The organism is Corynebacterium amycolatum, from assembly GCF_016889425.1.
GTDB lineage: Bacteria > Actinomycetota > Actinomycetes > Mycobacteriales > Mycobacteriaceae > Corynebacterium > Corynebacterium amycolatum.
Genome location: NZ_CP069513.1, coordinates 1,615,962 through 1,632,434, shown reverse-complemented (window position 1 = coordinate 1,632,434; position 16,473 = coordinate 1,615,962). Strand labels below are relative to the sequence as shown.

The 16,473-nt window shown below is 59.5% G+C and carries 16 protein-coding genes; 4 read left to right on the top strand and 12 right to left on the bottom strand.

Annotation, left to right across the window (positions count from 1 at the left end):
• Positions 1-58: 58 nt before the first annotated feature.
• The gene (locus tag I6J19_RS07205; protein WP_370547264.1) at positions 59-976 is read left to right on the top strand and encodes an amino acid ABC transporter permease; all 918 of its coding nucleotides are present in this window, start codon (positions 59-61) and stop codon (positions 974-976) included.
• Complete coding sequence (locus tag I6J19_RS07200; protein WP_038625699.1) at positions 977-1,750, top strand: amino acid ABC transporter ATP-binding protein; 774 nt, start codon at positions 977-979, stop codon at positions 1,748-1,750.
• A gap of 49 nt (positions 1,751-1,799) precedes the next feature.
• Here I6J19_RS07200 and I6J19_RS07195 read toward each other — a convergent pair whose 3' ends face one another.
• From I6J19_RS07195 to I6J19_RS07185, 3 genes are all read right to left on the bottom strand, one after another.
• A complete protein-coding gene (locus I6J19_RS07195) occupies positions 1,800-2,561 on the bottom strand; it encodes a sulfite exporter TauE/SafE family protein (protein WP_038625700.1) in 762 nt (253 codons plus the stop codon).
• Positions 2,562-2,657: 96 nt separating this feature from the next.
• Positions 2,658-4,001 (bottom strand): NADP-specific glutamate dehydrogenase, encoded by a 1,344-nt coding sequence (gene gdhA, locus I6J19_RS07190; protein ID WP_038625701.1) that lies wholly within the window; start codon positions 3,999-4,001, stop codon positions 2,658-2,660.
• A gap of 255 nt (positions 4,002-4,256) precedes the next feature.
• Positions 4,257-4,640, bottom strand: a complete 384-nt coding sequence (locus tag I6J19_RS07185; RefSeq protein WP_038625702.1) for a hypothetical protein — start codon at positions 4,638-4,640, stop codon at positions 4,257-4,259.
• A gap of 111 nt (positions 4,641-4,751) precedes the next feature.
• On the opposite strand from I6J19_RS07185, the gene I6J19_RS07180 reads away from it, so the two are divergent.
• Both I6J19_RS07180 and I6J19_RS07175 read left to right on the top strand, forming a co-directional pair.
• Positions 4,752-6,101, top strand: coding sequence for a DUF4921 family protein (locus tag I6J19_RS07180; RefSeq protein ID WP_187402465.1), 1,350 nt, complete (start codon positions 4,752-4,754; stop codon positions 6,099-6,101).
• A 46-nt stretch (positions 6,102-6,147) separates the two neighbouring features.
• Positions 6,148-7,425: an amidohydrolase gene (locus I6J19_RS07175; protein ID WP_038625705.1), complete on the top strand. Its 1,278-nt coding sequence runs from the start codon at positions 6,148-6,150 to the stop codon at positions 7,423-7,425.
• A gap of 123 nt (positions 7,426-7,548) precedes the next feature.
• Here I6J19_RS07175 and pyk read toward each other — a convergent pair whose 3' ends face one another.
• The 9 genes from pyk to hisF form a co-directional block, all read right to left on the bottom strand.
• Complete coding sequence (pyk, locus tag I6J19_RS07170) at positions 7,549-8,964, bottom strand: pyruvate kinase (protein ID WP_038625706.1); 1,416 nt, start codon at positions 8,962-8,964, stop codon at positions 7,549-7,551.
• 33 nt (positions 8,965-8,997) lie between these two features.
• On the bottom strand, positions 8,998-9,921 hold the full coding sequence (lgt, locus tag I6J19_RS07165; RefSeq protein ID WP_187402466.1) for a prolipoprotein diacylglyceryl transferase: 924 nt from the start codon (positions 9,919-9,921) through the stop codon (positions 8,998-9,000).
• 7 nt (positions 9,922-9,928) lie between these two features.
• Positions 9,929-10,708, bottom strand: coding sequence for a tryptophan synthase subunit alpha (trpA, locus tag I6J19_RS07160; protein ID WP_038625708.1), 780 nt, complete (start codon positions 10,706-10,708; stop codon positions 9,929-9,931).
• Positions 10,709-11,998 carry a tryptophan synthase subunit beta gene (gene trpB / locus I6J19_RS07155; RefSeq protein WP_005510336.1) on the bottom strand — a complete coding sequence of 430 codons (1,290 nt, stop codon included), beginning with the start codon at positions 11,996-11,998 and terminating at the stop codon, positions 10,709-10,711.
• 147 nt (positions 11,999-12,145) lie between these two features.
• Positions 12,146-12,952 carry an indole-3-glycerol phosphate synthase TrpC gene (trpC, locus tag I6J19_RS07150; protein WP_038625709.1) on the bottom strand — a complete coding sequence of 269 codons (807 nt, stop codon included), beginning with the start codon at positions 12,950-12,952 and terminating at the stop codon, positions 12,146-12,148.
• A gap of 4 nt (positions 12,953-12,956) precedes the next feature.
• Positions 12,957-13,607 carry a TIGR02234 family membrane protein gene (locus I6J19_RS07145; protein WP_038625711.1) on the bottom strand — a complete coding sequence of 217 codons (651 nt, stop codon included), beginning with the start codon at positions 13,605-13,607 and terminating at the stop codon, positions 12,957-12,959.
• A gap of 7 nt (positions 13,608-13,614) precedes the next feature.
• Complete coding sequence (locus tag I6J19_RS07140; protein WP_038625713.1) at positions 13,615-15,159, bottom strand: anthranilate synthase component I; 1,545 nt, start codon at positions 15,157-15,159, stop codon at positions 13,615-13,617.
• Between the two features lie 110 nt (positions 15,160-15,269).
• Positions 15,270-15,668 carry a phosphoribosyl-AMP cyclohydrolase gene (gene hisI, locus I6J19_RS07135; protein WP_038625714.1) on the bottom strand — a complete coding sequence of 133 codons (399 nt, stop codon included), beginning with the start codon at positions 15,666-15,668 and terminating at the stop codon, positions 15,270-15,272.
• On the bottom strand, positions 15,665-16,441 hold the full coding sequence (gene hisF / locus I6J19_RS07130; RefSeq protein WP_038625715.1) for an imidazole glycerol phosphate synthase subunit HisF: 777 nt from the start codon (positions 16,439-16,441) through the stop codon (positions 15,665-15,667). The genes hisI and hisF overlap by 4 nt, the downstream gene beginning before the upstream one ends.
• Positions 16,442-16,473 lie beyond the last annotated feature (32 nt).

Genomic DNA, 16,473 nt, shown 5'->3' with positions numbered 1-16,473 from the left:
CGACTCATCTGCGTCTGGCGCCCGCTACGAGGCCACACAGGCGGAACTCAACGAAGAAATTAAGGCCAAACCGCTGCCACACCCGGGGCGCTGGATTACCGCAGCAGTGCTGCTGGTGCTCTTCCTGTGGTTCATCATCGGTGCCGCCCGCAATGAGGCCTACCACTGGGATGTTTACTTCCAGTACCTGTTCGACACACGAATCGCCGCTGCCGCTGGCTGGACCATTGCACTGACAGTCTTGGCCATGCTCATCGGTGTCGTCGGCGGTGCCATCGTCGCAGTGCTCCGCATGTCGGAAAACCCCGTTCTGTCCACAGTTGCTTGGTTCTACCTGTGGGTTTTCCGAGGAACGCCGGTCTACGTGCAGCTGGTCTTTTGGGGTCTCCTCGGCACTATCTACTCGACGATTGACCTGGGCGTTACCGAGGTTGATTTAAGCACCATTCTCTCCAATACCTTCGTGCTGGCATTCGTCGGTCTCGGCTTGAACGAGTCCGCATACATGGCTGAAATTGTCCGTGCCGGCATCCAGGCTGTCCCAGAGGGGCAGACCGAGGCATCGAAAGCATTGGGTATGAGCTGGTGGCAGACCGTCCGCCGCACCATCCTGCCGCAGGCCATGCGCATCATCATCCCGCCGACGGGCAACGAGTTCATTTCCCTGCTGAAGACCACTTCGCTGGTCATCGCAGTGCCGTTCTCGCTGGAACTCTACGGCCGCTCCACGGATATCGCCAATGCTCTATTCCTGCCGGTGCCGATGCTGCTGGTCGCCGCCACCTGGTACTTGGTCATCACATCGATTCTGATGGTCGGCCAGTTCTACCTTGAGCGCTACTTCGCCCGCGGCGCTACCCGTCAGCTCACCGCCCGCCAGCTGGCCGCGCTTGCCGACGCCGAAGGTGTGCCGCTTGCAAATGCTCGCGTTGTCGATAAGGACGAAGAGCACTTCTACCGAGAGGATCCGCAGTAAATGACTACCAAAGATTTGATGGTTGAGGCGCAAAGGGTTCGGAAGAACTTCGGCCGTCTCGAGGTCCTCAAGGGCATCGACCTGGAGGTTCCACGCGGTACGGTTACCTGCCTCATTGGCCCTTCGGGCTCCGGCAAGTCCACACTGCTGCGCTGTATCAACCACCTGGAGAAGGTCAATGCAGGCCGTCTCTACGTCGATGGTTCCCTGATTGGCTACCGCGAAAAGAACGGTAGCCTCTACGAAATCTCCGCCGCAGAAGCTGCCCGTCAGCGTCGCGATATTGGCATGGTGTTCCAGAACTTCAACCTGTTCCCGCACCGCACGGTGCTGGGAAATATCACCGAGGCACCAGTGCTGGTAAAGGGTGTCTCCCAGGAGCAGGCTGAAAAGCGTGCCATGGAGCTGCTGGAGACTGTTGGTCTGGCTCACAAGGCCGACGCCTACCCTGTTCAGCTCTCGGGCGGCCAGCAGCAGCGAGTTGCCATTGCTCGTGCACTGGCCATGGAACCGAAGCTAATGCTCTTCGATGAGCCGACTTCCGCTCTTGACCCGGAGCTCGTCGGTGAGGTTCTCAACGTCATGCATGGTCTGGCCGATAAGGGTATGACCATGGTCGTCGTGACGCACGAGATGGGCTTTGCCCGCGAAGTCGCCGACCAGGTTGTGTTCATGGCTGACGGCGTGGTTGTGGAAAAGGGCACCCCGGATGAGGTGCTGGGGAATCCACAGCACGAACGCACCCGCAACTTCCTGTCTTCGCTGTTGAAGTAACAGCCGTTGAAGTAACAGCCAGGGGAGGCTGGCAGGCGGAACAGCAAGCCTAAGCGCCAAAAGTTGCGGAGATTCCGCGAAGCATAGTGACTGCCGCGCCGGTAGTCGCCAGAATGACCGCGAGCTTTCGGGCTTGCACAATGGGCACTCGCCGAGAAACGCGAGTGCCCAAAAATATACCCACCACCATGGCAGCCAGACACAGCGGCCAGAGTATAACCGGCGTGGTGGAGAAGACGGAGACGTCAGCGCTGATTTCCTTGAACAGCAAGGACAATGCGCCGGAGACAAAGAAAAGCGGCTGCAAGGTGGCCGCAAACGTCTGCGCTGGCCAACGAGAGGCCTGCGCGTAAACGGTAATGGCCGGGCCCGCGATGCCGGCCAAGGTATTCATAAAGCCGCCGGCAACGCCAGAGGCAACGGCGTACTGTGGGCCGTCAACACGCATGCGCTGAGGCATAAAGGATGTCACCAGCAGCGCAAGCAGCACTAGCCCACCGACCAGAACCTGGAGTGGCCCGCTGGGCGTGTTGTGAACCACCCAGGCGCCTGGCAGCGCCCCAAAAGCCATCACCGGACCAATTAGCCAGAACTTCTTCCAGTCGACGTTTTCTCGCACCGAGATAGTCTGCATGACCGCATTGACGGTGGCGAGCACGTTGATAATCAAAATACCTGCTACTGGGCCTGCAATCAGTGAGAGGACTGGCCCTCCCAGCAGACCGAGTCCCATGCCAGCTACTCGCTGCATCAGTGCCCCGATGAAAATCGTTGCCACGATAAAGACAAAAGCCCACACTGATAACTCCATGGGAGGGAGTTTACAGCGTGGGCTTTTTGGCTACTCCACGGGCGGGGTCTCCGGGAACCCGTCGTAAAGCGGAGACGTTAGCGGACTCGATGCGAACTAGATGACGCCCTGAGCCAGCATTGCGTTAGCGACCTTCTTAAAACCTGCGATATTGGCACCGAGCACGTAGTTACCCTCGTGATCGTACTCAGCTGCGGTGGTCTCGCAGTTTTTAAAGATGTTGGTCATGATGCGCTTCAGGCGCTCATCGGTGTAGGAGAAGGACCAGGAATCGCGGGTCGCGTTCTGCTGCATCTCCAGAGCGGAGGTAGCAACACCGCCAGCGTTGGCAGCCTTGCCCGGTGCGAAGTGGACACCGTTGGACTTAAAGACCTCGATGGCCTCCGGGGTGGACGGCATGTTTGCGCCCTCGGCAACGAAGCGGCAGCCGTTTTCGACCAGCAGCTTGGCGGACTCGCCACTCAGCTCGTTCTGAGTTGCACACGGCAGTGCAACATCGGCCTTGAGCTCCCAGATGTTGCCACCCTCGTGGAACTCAGCGCCCTCAGCCTCGGCCACGTACTCGGAGACACGAGCACGACGGACTTCCTTGATTTCCTTCAGCAGCTCGACGTCGACACCGTTCGGAGTGGAGACGTAACCGGAGGAGTCAGAGAAACCGATGACGGTAGCGCCGAGCTCCTGAGCCTTCTTAATGGCGTAGATAGCGACGTTACCGGAACCGGAAACGATGACCTTGGCACCGTTGATGTCAGCACCGTTGGCCTTCATCATCTCTTCAGTGAAGTAGACGCAGCCGTAGCCGGTGGCCTCGGTGCGGACCAGGGAGCCGCCCCAGGTCAGGCCCTTACCGGTGAGGACACCGGACTCGTGCTGGTTGGCCATACGGCGGTACTGACCGAACAGGTAGCCGATCTCGCGGCCGCCGACGCCGATGTCACCGGCCGGGACATCACGGTACTCGCCGATGTGGCGGTGCAGCTCAGTCATGAACGACTGGCAAAAGCGCATGATCTCCAGCTCAGACTTGCCCTTCGGATCAAAGTCGGAGCCGCCCTTACCGCCGCCGATTGGCAGGCCGGTCAGGGAGTTCTTGAAAATCTGCTCGAAGCCCAGGAACTTGATGATGCCGAGGTTCACACTCGGGTGGAAGCGCAGACCGCCCTTGTACGGGCCCAGCACAGAGTTGAACTGAACGCGGAAGCCACGGTTGACCTGAACCTGGCCCTGGTCATCGACCCACGGCACGCGGAAAATGATCTGGCGCTCCGGCTCACACAGACGCTGAACCAAGCCGTAGTCACCGTAGTGTGGATCCTTTTCCAGGACGACCTTCAGGGACTCCAGAACTTCTGCCACTGCCTGGTGGAACTCCGGCTCACCGGCGTTTCGGGTAAGAATCTGGTCATAGAGTCCCGAAACCTTCTGCTCGATATTCAAAATAAACCTCTCTGCGTAACCATTATGGCGCCCACGAAGAACAACCAGTCCGCGGTTGTAAACCGCTTCTCGGTTGCCGTATCTCGGTGGCACAGGTTGTGTGCACAAGGACTGGGCAACTGTTGATATTGAAGCGGACATAATTATACAACGGCATATTGCTGGGAAAACTCGTAGTGTTTCGCACTACACCCGCTCTCTGAGCCAAGCACCGCCACTGTGACCAGTTACACTTTTCACCGATTAGGTAGGAAATTACCTAAATACGGCAACATTCCAGGGATACGTCGCAACAGATTCGAGTAATTCGTCGAACTCACGCAGCACCGGATCCGGGGGCAATTCTGCACGCGGAGTCAGTAGCTCCGAGAGGTCCATAGCGAGTTCATTGAGAGAACCACCGTGCTGATCGAAGCTCAAGAGATAACGGAATACCTTCCTCTCTCCAAGCGGCTCCTTCGGGTTCTCGCGCTCCCACTGCTCCACCAACTGCGCGTCAGTGTCCGCCGACGCCACCGACACAGCCACATCACTAACCCGCCCGGCGCGGTCAAACTCACTCAACTTAGTACGAAATGCCTCGGCCAGCGCCTCCGATTCGGTCGGCTTCACCAGGCAGTGAAAAACAATCTTCGACATAACTTCACAGGCTAAGCCACGCGAGACGGCCAGACAATAACTAACCGTCGTCAAGCTCCTATCCCCCTACGTTGACGCGCCGACCGCCAGCAAAGACGTAGTGTTGAACCTATGCAGGCTTTCAGCAATCCTCTCATCACGCTTGCCGACGGCACGGTGAAGCAAGTCAATCCTTTTTCCGGTACCCAGGTGTGGACAGTCCCCGGTCGTGGCAATCGGCCGCTGGGAATTAAGCACACGGATCCGCAGCCACTGAGCGAGGAGGATTTTGGTTCCCGCGATTCCTTCGGCTGGAACAATCTGCTGCAAACCCCACCAGAGAAGGCCCGCGTTGTCCTCGATGACTCAGTATTCGGCGGTTACACCACAGTGACCGGAGTACTGCCTGACCAGCTCTTCGACACCACTGCGGAATTCCGCCGCGTGCCCAACCTGTTCGAAATCGTCTCGTATGACTACTGGGCGGACAACTACGGATTCGAGCCCGACCGCGAGACTCAGCAGCGTATGGAAGCCTACCTCGACGACCCGATGGGCCGCGAGCATGTGCTCAACATCATTCGCACGCGCTACCGCGCCGCTGGACGCAGCGAAGAGGAAATCAGCTCGCTTTCCGACGAGGAGTTGCTGCGCCGAGCCCCGAGCTATTTCGCCGGCGGCCACGATGTAATCGTTGCCCGTCGTCACTTTGTGGACGGCGCTACTCACGATAACCAGCTGGCTTCTTCTGGCACGTTGAGCGTTGCCGAGCACCGCGCACTCATTGCGTTTACCGTCGAGTCGATTGCTGACCTGTACCGACGTAACCGCTACGTGCGTTATGTGGCCGCTTTCCAAAACTGGCTGAAGCCGGCAGGCGCGAGCTTCGATCACTTGCACAAGCAGCTTGTGGCCATCGATGAGCACGGCGAGCAGCTCAAGCGCGAAGTGCGAGCGGTGCGCAAGAACCCGAATATCTACAACGAATTCGCAGTGGACTATGCTGCCCGCCACAATCTGATCATCGCGGAAAATGAGCATGCAGTGGCTTTTGCCGGATTCGGACACCGCTACCCCACGCTGGAGATTTTCTCGAAGTCGGACATCTGCGAACCGTGGCTGCAAACCCGCGCTGAAATCGACGCCATGTCGGATCTGATTCACGCCTGTCATGCCGCTGCCGGCCCCACCATTCCATGCAATGAGGAATGGCATCACCGTCCTGTCGATTTGGATGCCCGCATGCCATGGCGGGTGATGATTAAGTGGCGCACCTCGAACTTGGCCGGCTTTGAAGGTGGCACCAAGATTTATCTGAACACCATCTCCCCATGGGATCTGCGCGACCGCGTCGTACCAGAGATGTACCGTCTACGGGAGACCGGGAAGATCTCGGACAGCATTCACATTGCGACCGAGTGCCAGTGCCTGCCGAATTCCCTGAAGTACAACCCGCTTGTCGAGGACGGAACGCGACTGTAGGCCTCTGGGCAGAAAATAGAGAAAGAAGTAAGGAGTCTTAATCCAGGTGAGCAACAATGAAGCACGACTGAGCCGCATTCGCGACCTCATCGCCACCCATCGAGTGCCGTTGGACAAACAGTGGGAAATCTACCGCTACCTGCACCAGCACCCGGAGCTGTCTCAAGCAGAGGAGAAAACTGCCGCTTATCTGGCCGGTGCTCTTCGCGACATGGGCACTTACACAGTGCATGAGGGAATCGGCGGCCACGGCCTCGTTGGTGTCATGGAAAATGGCCCCGGCCCCACTGTGCTGTTCCGCGCTGATATCGATGCGCTTCCAGTTTTCGAGGAAACAGGTGTGGACTTCGCTTCCTCAGCCACCGGTACCGCCCGCGATGGTTCCGCCACCGCCGTCATGCACGCCTGCGGCCATGATATGCACATGACGGCTGGTCTTGGCCTGGCTAGCCTGATGGCAGCGACTAAGTCTGAGTGGTCGGGTACTTTCATTGCCTTGTTCCAGCCCGCCGAGGAACTGGCCTGCGGTGCACAGGCCATGATTGACGACGACCTGGCAGACCTCATCCCCACCCCAGATGTGTGCTTCGGCCAGCACATTGTTCCCGGCCCCGCAGGTCAGGTAATGACCATGCCCGGCCCGGCACTTGCTGGCTGTGACACCATCAGCATCACGCTGACCGGTCGCTCCGCGCATGGATCTATGCCACACAACGCCATTGACCCGACGTACTTGGCCGCCGCGATCGTTCTGCGCTTGCAAGGAATTGTGGGGCGCGAGATTCCTCCCCACGAGTTTGGTGTTTTGTCCGTCGGCACGCTGCAGTCTGGCAATTCGAATAACACAATCCCAGGTCAGGCCAAGATTGTGCTGAACATTCGCTACTACTCCAACGAGGTACGCGCCAAGCTCATTGCGGGCATTGAGCGCGTTGTTCGTGGCGAGTGCCTGGCTTCCGGTACTGAGGTTGAACCTGTGATTGACTACTCGGATCACGGCGAAGTCACTGACAATGATTCGGAGGCGTTTGCCACGATTCGCCCGGTCTTGGACGCTGTTCTCGGCGAAGACTCCACCGATGCCGTGCCGTGGACGGCGTCGGAGGACTTCTCAGACCTTCCCCGTGGCCTGAACTGCCCGTATGTCTACTGGACAGTTGGCGCCACACCTCGGGATACGTGGGAAGCCGCCGTTGCTGCCGACCGCGTGGTCGAAGACGTACCATCGAACCACATGCCGACCTTCCTGCCGGACTTCAAGCCAACGGCTACCTCCGCGACTTCTGCCGCCGCTGCCGCCGTGCTGTCCTACCTGGCAAAGTAAAGGTTGTTTGTCGGCCACTTGCCACCGCGCACAGGGACAAAAAGACAGCCCAGGTTGAAAGGCTCTAGCAAAAAGCCGGTAAGCCCCACAAGGGCTTACCGGCTTTTCAAATGTGCCAAAGAGCTAGCGTGCGTCCTCGCCAATAACGTGGACGTGAATCATGTTGGTATTGCCCTCATTTCCTGGAGGGGTACCAGCAACAACGACCAGCGTGTCACCAGCGTTGTAGTTTTCCATGGTCAAGAGCTGCTCATCGATGACCTGCATGATCTCATCCGTGCTGTTAACCTCGCGCACCAAGAAGGTCTCCGCGCCCCACGTCAGCGCAAGCTGCGAACGAACCTGCTGATTCGGAGTGAATACCAGCAGCGGCAGGCGAGAGTGCAAGCGTGCCACACGGCGAGCGGTATCACCCGAGGTGGTGAAAGCAACCATAGCGCGGGCATTCAAGCGCTCACCAATATCGCGAGCTGCGTAGGAAATAACACCACGCTTAGTGCGCGGCATGTGAGTCAGCGCAGGAACTTCCCCCTCGCGCTCAGCGGCGGTAACGATGCGAGCCATGGTCTTCACCGTGGCCTGCGGGTACTTACCAATTGAGGTCTCACCCGAAAGCATCACGGCATCTGCACCATCGAGCACAGCGTTGGCCACGTCGGAGGCCTCCGCACGAGTCGGGCGCGAATTCGAAATCATGGAGTCGAGCATCTGGGTGGCCACGATGACCGGCTTGGCGTTCTCGCGGGCAATCTGAATAGCGCGCTTCTGAACCAGCGGAACATCTTCCAGCGGCACCTCAACACCGAGGTCGCCACGAGCAACCATCACGGCATCGAAGGCCAGGATAATCGCCTCAAGAGACTCGACTGCCTCTGGCTTCTCCAGCTTGGCGATAATCGGGACACGACGGCCAACCTCATCCATGACCGCATGGACCAGTTCGACGTCGGAAGGCGAACGGACGAAGGACAGCGCAATGAAGTCCACCCCCAGCTTCAGAGCGAAGCGCAGGTCAGCGATATCCTTCTCCGACAGAGCCGGCACCGAGATGTTCATCCCCGGCAGGGAAACACCCTTGTTGTTAGAGACCGGACCGCCCTCGATGACACGACACACCACATCATTGCCATCTACCTCGATGCACTCCAGGCCCACCTTACCGTCGTCGACAAGCAGGCGATCGCCCGGACGGGCATCATCAGCGAGGTTCTTGTACGTGGTGGAGACGCGGTCGTGCGTGCCTTCGACATCGTCGACGGTGATGCGCACAATCTCGCCGTCAGCCCAATACGTCGAGCCTTCCTTAAAGCGACCGAGGCGAATCTTTGGCCCCTGCAAATCGGCGAGAATACCAACCGCACGTCCCGTAGCATCGGATGCTTCACGCACCCAGTGGTAGTTCTGAGCGTGGTCCTCATGCTCACCGTGAGAGAAATTCAGACGGGCAACATCCATGCCGGCGTTGACCAGCCCGGTAATCCCCTCCAGCGAAGCAACTGCTGGACCGAGGGTACATACAATCTTCGTTCGTCTAAGCACGGCCTCCAGCCTAGTCCCTTAACGGGCTATGCGTCAGTTGGAAACACTGTGAGCTTCAGCAGCCTCGCACTCTCCCCTGACTTCAGCTGCGGTTTCGCGGCTCTTCGCTCGCAGAATCCACAAAGCAATCACAGCGCAGAAGAAGACCACGAGCGACGTGATGTTATTAATACGCACACCGAATATCAGCGTTGCGTCATCGACGCGCATGAGTTCAATGAAGAAACGTCCCAAAGTGTAGGCTGCGACATAGAGTGCAAAGACGCGGCCGCCGCCCATCTTGAACTTTCGGTCCGCCCAGACAATGACCAGACAGGCGAGGACGTTCCACACCATCTCGTAGAGGAACGTCGGATGCACCACGGCCAGCACTTCGCCTGTCGACGTTCCGGTGACAGGGGCAACTCGGCCAAACTCATCAACTCGTTGGTAAATTTCCAGACCCCACGGAAGCGACGTTGGGCCGCCGTAGAGTTCCTGGTTGAACCAATTGCCCAGACGCCCAATGGCCTGACCAAGGATGATTGCGGGTGCGGCCGCGTCAAGAACTGGCGCAAACGGCGCCTTCCGCCACTTAGCGACCGCCCACGCGGCCAGCACCCCCAGCGCCACCGCTCCCCAGATACCGAGACCACCATTGGTGATCTTCAGTGCATCGGCGGGATTGGCGCCGGGGCCAAAGTACTTCTCCCAGTCGGTGGCGACGTGGTAGAGACGGCCGCCGATAATGCCCGCAGGAATAACCGCAATGGCAATGTCGAGGACCAACTCCGGGTCTCCACCCCTGGCCACGTAGCGGCGCTGCATCCAGTAAATGCCGACAAGTACGCCAACCAAGATGGAAATCGCGTAACCGCGCAGTGGTAGCAGCCCTAACTGCCACACCCCCTGCGGCGGAGAGGGAATGTTGGCCAGATACGTCGTTGCAGTCTCAGCGAGAACAAGGGTGGAACTCATAGATGCGCTAGCTCTCTCCTCGTACGCCCGCGGCAAGTTCACGGGCGAGCGTTACCAGGTCATCGGTGCTCTTCATCGCGGCCTTGATCAGTGCCGAGCCAACGATTACGCCATCTGCAAACTCGGCAATCTCCGCGGCCTGTTCCCCATTGGAGACGCCCAAACCGACGCACACCGGTGTATCGGTAACCTCACGCGTGCGGGCAACCAACTTGCCGGCGGCCGAGTCGACACTGGCCTGGGCACCTGTGACTCCCATGTGGCTAGTGGCGTAGACGAAGCCGGTCGACGCGGTGGCAGTTAGCTGCAGACGCTCGTTGGTCGATGACGGAGCAACCAACATGATGTTGGACAGACCATTGGTCTCAGCTGCACGCTGCCATTGGCCGGCCTCCTCGGGGATGAGATCCGGGATGATGGTGCCACGACCACCAGCGGCGGCCAAGTCCTCAGCGAAACGCTCCGGACCATACTGGAGAATCGGATTCCAGTAGCTCATGACCACACAGGTACCGCCGTGCTCGGTGACTTCGCGGACCACACGCATAATCTCACGGGTGCGGAAGCCCGCATCCAGAGCCACGTTGGCGGCATCCTGAATGGTTGGGCCATCCATCATCGGGTCGGAGAAAGGCAGACCAACCTCGATGATGTCGGCGCCAGCGTCGACAATCGCCTTGATGTTCTCAATCGACTTATCGGTAGTCGGGAAACCCGCTGGGTAGTAGCCGATAAATGCTGCGCGGTTTTCCTCACGGACTTTGTCAAAGACGTCACTCAGACTCATTTAGGACTCCTCCATCAGATCAAACCACTTAGCAGCGGTGTCGACATCCTTGTCACCGCGACCGGAAACATTGACAATAATCAGCGGCTTACGGCCCAGCTCTTCATTCAGGTCACCGCTGATGAGTCGGGCGGCAGCCACCGCGTGTGCGGACTCGATAGCGGGCAGGATGCCCTCCATCCGAGTCAGGTCCTGGAATGCCTGCATCGCCTGGGTATCGGTCACCGGCAGGTAGGACGCGCGATCAATATCAGCCAGATAAGAGTGCTCCGGGCCCACACCCGGGTAATCCAGACCCGCAGAGATCGAATGCGACTCTGTAATCTGGCCGTCCTCGTTCTGCATCAGGGCGGCGAAGGAGCCCTGGAACACACCCGGATTACCGGCGGCCGAAATAGGGGCTGCGTGGCGACCGGTCTCAACACCATCGCCGCCAGCTTCAGCGCCAATCAGGCGAACCGATTCATCATCGATGAAGTGGTGGAACGCGCCGATTGCATTAGAACCGCCGCCAACGCAGGCCACGACAGCGTCGGGAAGCGAGCCGGTCTCCGCGAGAATCTGCTGGCGTGCCTCGGCGCTGATGATGCGCTGGAAGTCGCGCACCATTGTTGGGAACGGGTGCGGACCGGCTGCAGTGCCGAAGCAGTAGTAGGTGTCATCGGCGTGTGAAACCCAAAAACGCATGGCCTCATTGATTGCGTCCTTGAGAGTCTTCGAACCAATCTCGACCTCGATAACCTCAGCGCCAAGCAGGCGCATGCGGGCGATATTGAGACGCTGGCGAATCGCGTCGACCTTACCCATGTAAATACGGCAGTTAAGGCCGAGCAGCGCACAAGCGGTGGCGGTTGCAACACCGTGCTGTCCGGCACCGGTCTCGGCAATGATGTTCTTCTTACCCATGCGCTTGGCAAGCAGGACTTGGCCCAAGACGTTATTAATCTTGTGGCTGCCAGTATGGTTCAGATCCTCGCGCTTGAGCCAGACGTCAGCGCCGATGTCAGCGGAGAACTTCTCCGCGTAGTACAGCGGCGAGGGACGGCCGACATACGTACGCTGTAGCCGGTCGAGCTCATCGAGAAAATCCTGATCAACGCGGGCCTTCGCGTAGCCATCGGTGACCTCACCGATGACGGCCATCAGCGCCTCTGGCACAAACTGGCCGCCCCACTTACCCCAGTGCCCAATGGCATCTGACTCGTGGTTCGTTGTCTCCGCGATAACCTCACCCATCGTAGGCAAGCGGTCACCTCGGGCATCATGATTCTTGAAATCTTGGTCACTCACAGTTATCTATTGTGGACTATCCCCACCCGTTGCGGGGAGATAAGGCCTAAGAAACTGTGGTGCGCCAGCACAACAGGTGTGACACGCAACCAAATGAGGCGGAATTCGCGGTGCGATGCAGCTGATTATCGCAACCGCGGACTATCGCTACTCGCTGCGGAGTGTCGGGTGAACACCGGCGGCAACGAGACGTCGGCAAGCCTCACCCGGCTTGCCCGCGGTGACCAGCCCCTCTCCCACCAGCACCGCGTCGGCGCCGTGGGAGGCGTAGTAGCGCAGTTCCTCCGGCCCCTTGACACCGGACTCTGCCACCTTCACAACATGATCCGGCAGCATCGGTGCAAGGCGTTCGTACACGGAGAGGTCCACGTCGAGAGTCTTCAGATTGCGGGCGTTGATGCCGAGGATCTTGGCACCAGCAGCCTCGGCGCGCTCAACCTCTTCAGCGGTGTGCGCCTCAACTAGAGCGTTCATACCGAGCGACTCGGTGCGATCCAGCAGCGACTCCAGTGTCGGCTGATCCAAAGCGGAGCACATCAACAGCACCAAATCGGCACCATGCGCGCGAGCCTCATGGACCTGGTACGGAGTGACGATGAAGTCCTTGCGGAGCACCGGAATGTTCACCGCGCGGCGCACGGCATCGAGGTCAGCGAGCGAACCGCGGAAGCGGCGCTCCTCAGTCAGACAGGAAATGACAGCCGCGCCACCCTGCTCGTACTCTGCCGCCAAAACTTCCGGCGAGGGGATGTCAGCCAGCTCTCCTTTTGACGGAGAGGCACGCTTGACCTCTGCAATCACCTGCACCCCAGGCTTTGCCAGTGCCGTCACGGTATCAATCGGCGACGGTGCCTTCAGCGAGAGCTCCTTGATTTCACGGTAGGAAATCTTGGCTTCCCGAGCAGCGAGATCTTCCCGCACGCCCTCAATAATCTTGTCCAGAACGTTAGCCACGGCCTTACTCCTTATCCAGATCCGTAGGATCTACACCGGCATCCAAAGCATCCCACAGAACTCGACCCGACTGCGGGTCTTCCTCCAGATCCTCGGCGATACGCTGACGGCGTACCTCCGGGGTCTCATACGCGCTGGACTTCTGTTTCTTCACAGCACCCGGTCGACGTACCAGCAATACCGCCCCTACCAGCGCCAGTGCGCAGCACAGCAAGGCCAGAGCTGGCCCCATCGCGTGTACCTGAATGTTATCGACCTGCGCCCAGTCTGCCACAGTCACCGCATCACTGGCGCGCTGTGAGGCGCTTCCCGATGTCAACAAATCCAGTGCCCGCTGGGAGTCCACACCGTCTTCTCCGCTGGCAAGCAAAGTCATCGGGGTCCACGACGCCGCAATTGCGAGCAGCGCCGCAAGCCCACCGACAATACGGCGGCCGAGTGCGCCCAAAATGGTGGTGGCAAAAAGCGCGGCCACCATTGCCAGCGCAATCGAGGTCAACTCCGGAGCCCATACTGCGCCCACCAAATCTGTGGTCGCAGGACCGGACTTGTCGTCGACAGTATCGACTGTCAGCCACGCACTTCGGCTGCACAACCACATTCCCGCCGCGGCCACACCAATGAGGCCACCGGAGAGCATCGTTGTCGACTTCATCGAAAACCTAGCTCCTTTCCGCTGGGACTAGTGTCTCAGCTGCCGCGACAGCTCGCAGCACAGCCGCGGCCTTGTTGCGGGTCTCTTCATCCTCTGCCACCGGGTCAGAATCACTGACAATTCCGCCACCGGCCTGGACGTAGACGGTATCGCCCTTCTTCACGCCTGTGCGGATGGCAATTGCCTGATCGGTATTTCCCCGGAAGTCAAAGTATCCAACGGTGCCGCCGTAAACACCCCGGCGCGTGTCCTCGAACTTGTCGATAATGCTCAGCGCGGAAGGCTTCGGCGCACCTGAGAGCGTTCCCGCTGGGAAAGTGGCCGCGAATGCGTCGACAGCCGTGGCGTCGCTGGAAAGCTCGCCGGTGACCGTAGAGACCAGATGCATAACGTGACTGTAGCGCTCAATATGACGGAAGTCGTGCACAACAACACTGCCCGGGCGGCAGACACGTCCGAGGTCATTGCGGCCAAGGTCGACGAGCATCAAATGCTCACTATTTTCTTTCTCGTCTGCCAGCAAATCAGCTTCCAGCGCATTGTCCTGCTCCACCGTAGCACCACGCGGACGCGTGCCCGCGATGGGGTTGGTGATGACCTCACTGCCCTGGACTGCCACGAGCGACTCTGGGGAGGAACCGACAATTTGGAAAGCAGTACCGGAGAAGTCCTTGGTTGGAACGTTGACCAGGAACATGTAGGGCGACGGATTGGAAACCCGCAGGATGCGGTAGATATCAAAGGCGGAGGCCTGCGTGTCCATCTCGAACCGCTGCGAGAGCACAATCTGGAACGCATCACCGGCGCGGATGTGGTCCTTGCAACGCTCAATACGATCCATGTGGTCCTCGGCGGCGCGCTGGCGACGAATCACCGGCTCTGGGAAGCTAACTTCCGCCGGACGCAGATCAGAGGGCTCCGAAAGCCGCTCCACCATCGCATTGACACGATCACAGGCGGTGTCATACGCCTGATCAATCCGCTCATCCGAGCCGTCCCAGTTGACGGCATTGGAAATCAGCCACAGCACACCCTCGTGGTGGTCAAAAGCAGCCAAATCTTCCACCAGCAGCTGCATGAGCTCCGGAATCTGCAAATCATTGTCAGTGGTATCCGGCAGCTGCGGCTCAATGTAGCGGACAATGTCATGCCCGAAGTAGCCGACGAGACCAGAGGTGAGCTTGGGTACCGAAGCATCGTCGGCAAGCGGGAGTTCCGTGTGCAGCAGCTCCAGCGTGCGACGCAGCGCATCCAGCGGATTTCCGCCCTCTGGCGCGCCCGACGGCGCGTTGCCAATCCAAGTTGCCTCCCCCGCATCATCCACCGTCAGCGCGGCGCGACTGCCGCAACCGATAAACGACCAGCGCGACCACGACTGCCCCACATCGGAGGACTCCAGCAAGAAGGTGCCGGGACGATCGGCTGCGAGCTTGCGGTAGGCCGACAGCGCCGTTTCGCCGTCCGCCAAAACCTTGCGAACCACGGGTACGACCCGATGATGTGCAGCCAGTTCGCGGAAACGCTCACGCGTGGTCATGGTGATACGAGTCATAGCCGCTATTGTGCCACGCACCCCGGATTGCACATCACTTAACCCCGGACTTCACCGGAGTTGGGCGCGCTTGACGACGAAACCCCACCTCGGCAGCCAAGGTTGACCGCCTAGTCCTCGAACACGGGATGCACGTCAAAGCAGCTGTGCGAGCCAGTGTGACATGCGGCGCCGTCCTGCACTACCTGCATCAGCACGGTATCGCCATCACAGTCCAACGCCAGCGATGTCACCGTCTGGAAGTGGCCGCTAGTCAGTCCCTTGATCCAGTACTCCGACCGCGAACGCGACCAGTAGGTGCCGCGCTTGGTGGCGATGGTGTACGCCAGGGCGTGGGAATCCATCCACGCCATCATGAGTACACGGCCTGTAGACTCTTCCTGCACAATAGCGGGAATCAAGCCGTCAGCATTGAACTTGGCGATGTTCGCGATATCTGCTGGGAGCGTGTACTCCCGCGGATCATCTCCTGCACCGTGAGCTGCAGCTCCTGGGGCTAGGTCCGTCACTGACGTACCTCGATTCCTTCACGGGCCATCTCTTCCTTGACCTCAACAATGCTAACCTCGCCGAAGTGGAAAATGGAAGCAGCCAAAACCGCGTTGGCACCGGCGCGCACGGCTGGCGGGAAATGCTCCGCCTTACCCGCACCACCAGAGGCAATCACCGGAACGTCGACGGCAGCGCGGACCTTCTCCAGCAACTCCAGGTCGAAACCATCCTTGGTGCCGTCGCCATCCATGGAGTTCAGCAAAATCTCGCCGACGCCAAGCTCCTCGCCGCGGCGCGCCCACTCGACGGCGTCGATCCCGGCCGAGCGTGAACCACCATGCGTAGTGACCTCGAAGCCCGACGGTTGAGGCGTGCCTCCCTCGGGAACACGGCGGGCATCCACCGACAGGACGACGCACTGTGCGCCGAAACGACGCGACAGCTCGCTGAGCAGTTCCGGACGTGCAATCGCAGCGGTGTTGACACTGACTTTGTCGGCTCCGGCGCGAAGCAGCTGATCGACATCCTCGACGCTGCGCACGCCGCCGCCGACCGTCAGCGGAATGAAGACCTCACTCGCGGTGCGGCGCACCACGTCGAGCATGGTGCCACGGCCATCCTTGGAAGCCGTGACGTCCAGGAATGTCAACTCATCAGCGCCCTCCTCGCCATAGCGGCGGGCCAGCTCGACCGGATCGCCGGCATCGCGGAGATTCTCAAAGTTAACCCCCTTGACGACCCGCCCATTGTTGACATCCAGGCAAGGAATCACGCGTACTGCCAGAGACATAGTTTTTAAGTTCTCCTCGTGTTAGCTCAAAG

Excerpts from the sequence above, each read along its gene's own strand:
- I6J19_RS07145 (WP_038625711.1), bottom strand. The coding sequence starts at position 13,607 with ATGAAGTCGACAACGATGCTCTCCGGTGGCCTCATTGGTGTGGCCGCG.
- I6J19_RS07140 (WP_038625713.1), bottom strand. The coding sequence starts at position 15,159 with ATGACTCGTATCACCATGACCACGCGTGAGCGTTTCCGCGAACTGGCT.
- trpA (WP_038625708.1), bottom strand. The coding sequence starts at position 10,708 with ATGAGTCTGAGTGACGTCTTTGACAAAGTCCGTGAGGAAAACCGCGCA.
- I6J19_RS07185 (WP_038625702.1), bottom strand. The coding sequence starts at position 4,640 with ATGTCGAAGATTGTTTTTCACTGCCTGGTGAAGCCGACCGAATCGGAG.
- hisF (WP_038625715.1), bottom strand. The coding sequence starts at position 16,441 with ATGTCTCTGGCAGTACGCGTGATTCCTTGCCTGGATGTCAACAATGGG.
- lgt (WP_187402466.1), bottom strand. The coding sequence starts at position 9,921 with ATGAGTTCCACCCTTGTTCTCGCTGAGACTGCAACGACGTATCTGGCC.
- I6J19_RS07180 (WP_187402465.1), top strand. The coding sequence starts at position 4,752 with ATGCAGGCTTTCAGCAATCCTCTCATCACGCTTGCCGACGGCACGGTG.
- I6J19_RS07200 (WP_038625699.1), top strand. The coding sequence starts at position 977 with ATGACTACCAAAGATTTGATGGTTGAGGCGCAAAGGGTTCGGAAGAAC.
- I6J19_RS07195 (WP_038625700.1), bottom strand. The coding sequence starts at position 2,561 with ATGGAGTTATCAGTGTGGGCTTTTGTCTTTATCGTGGCAACGATTTTC.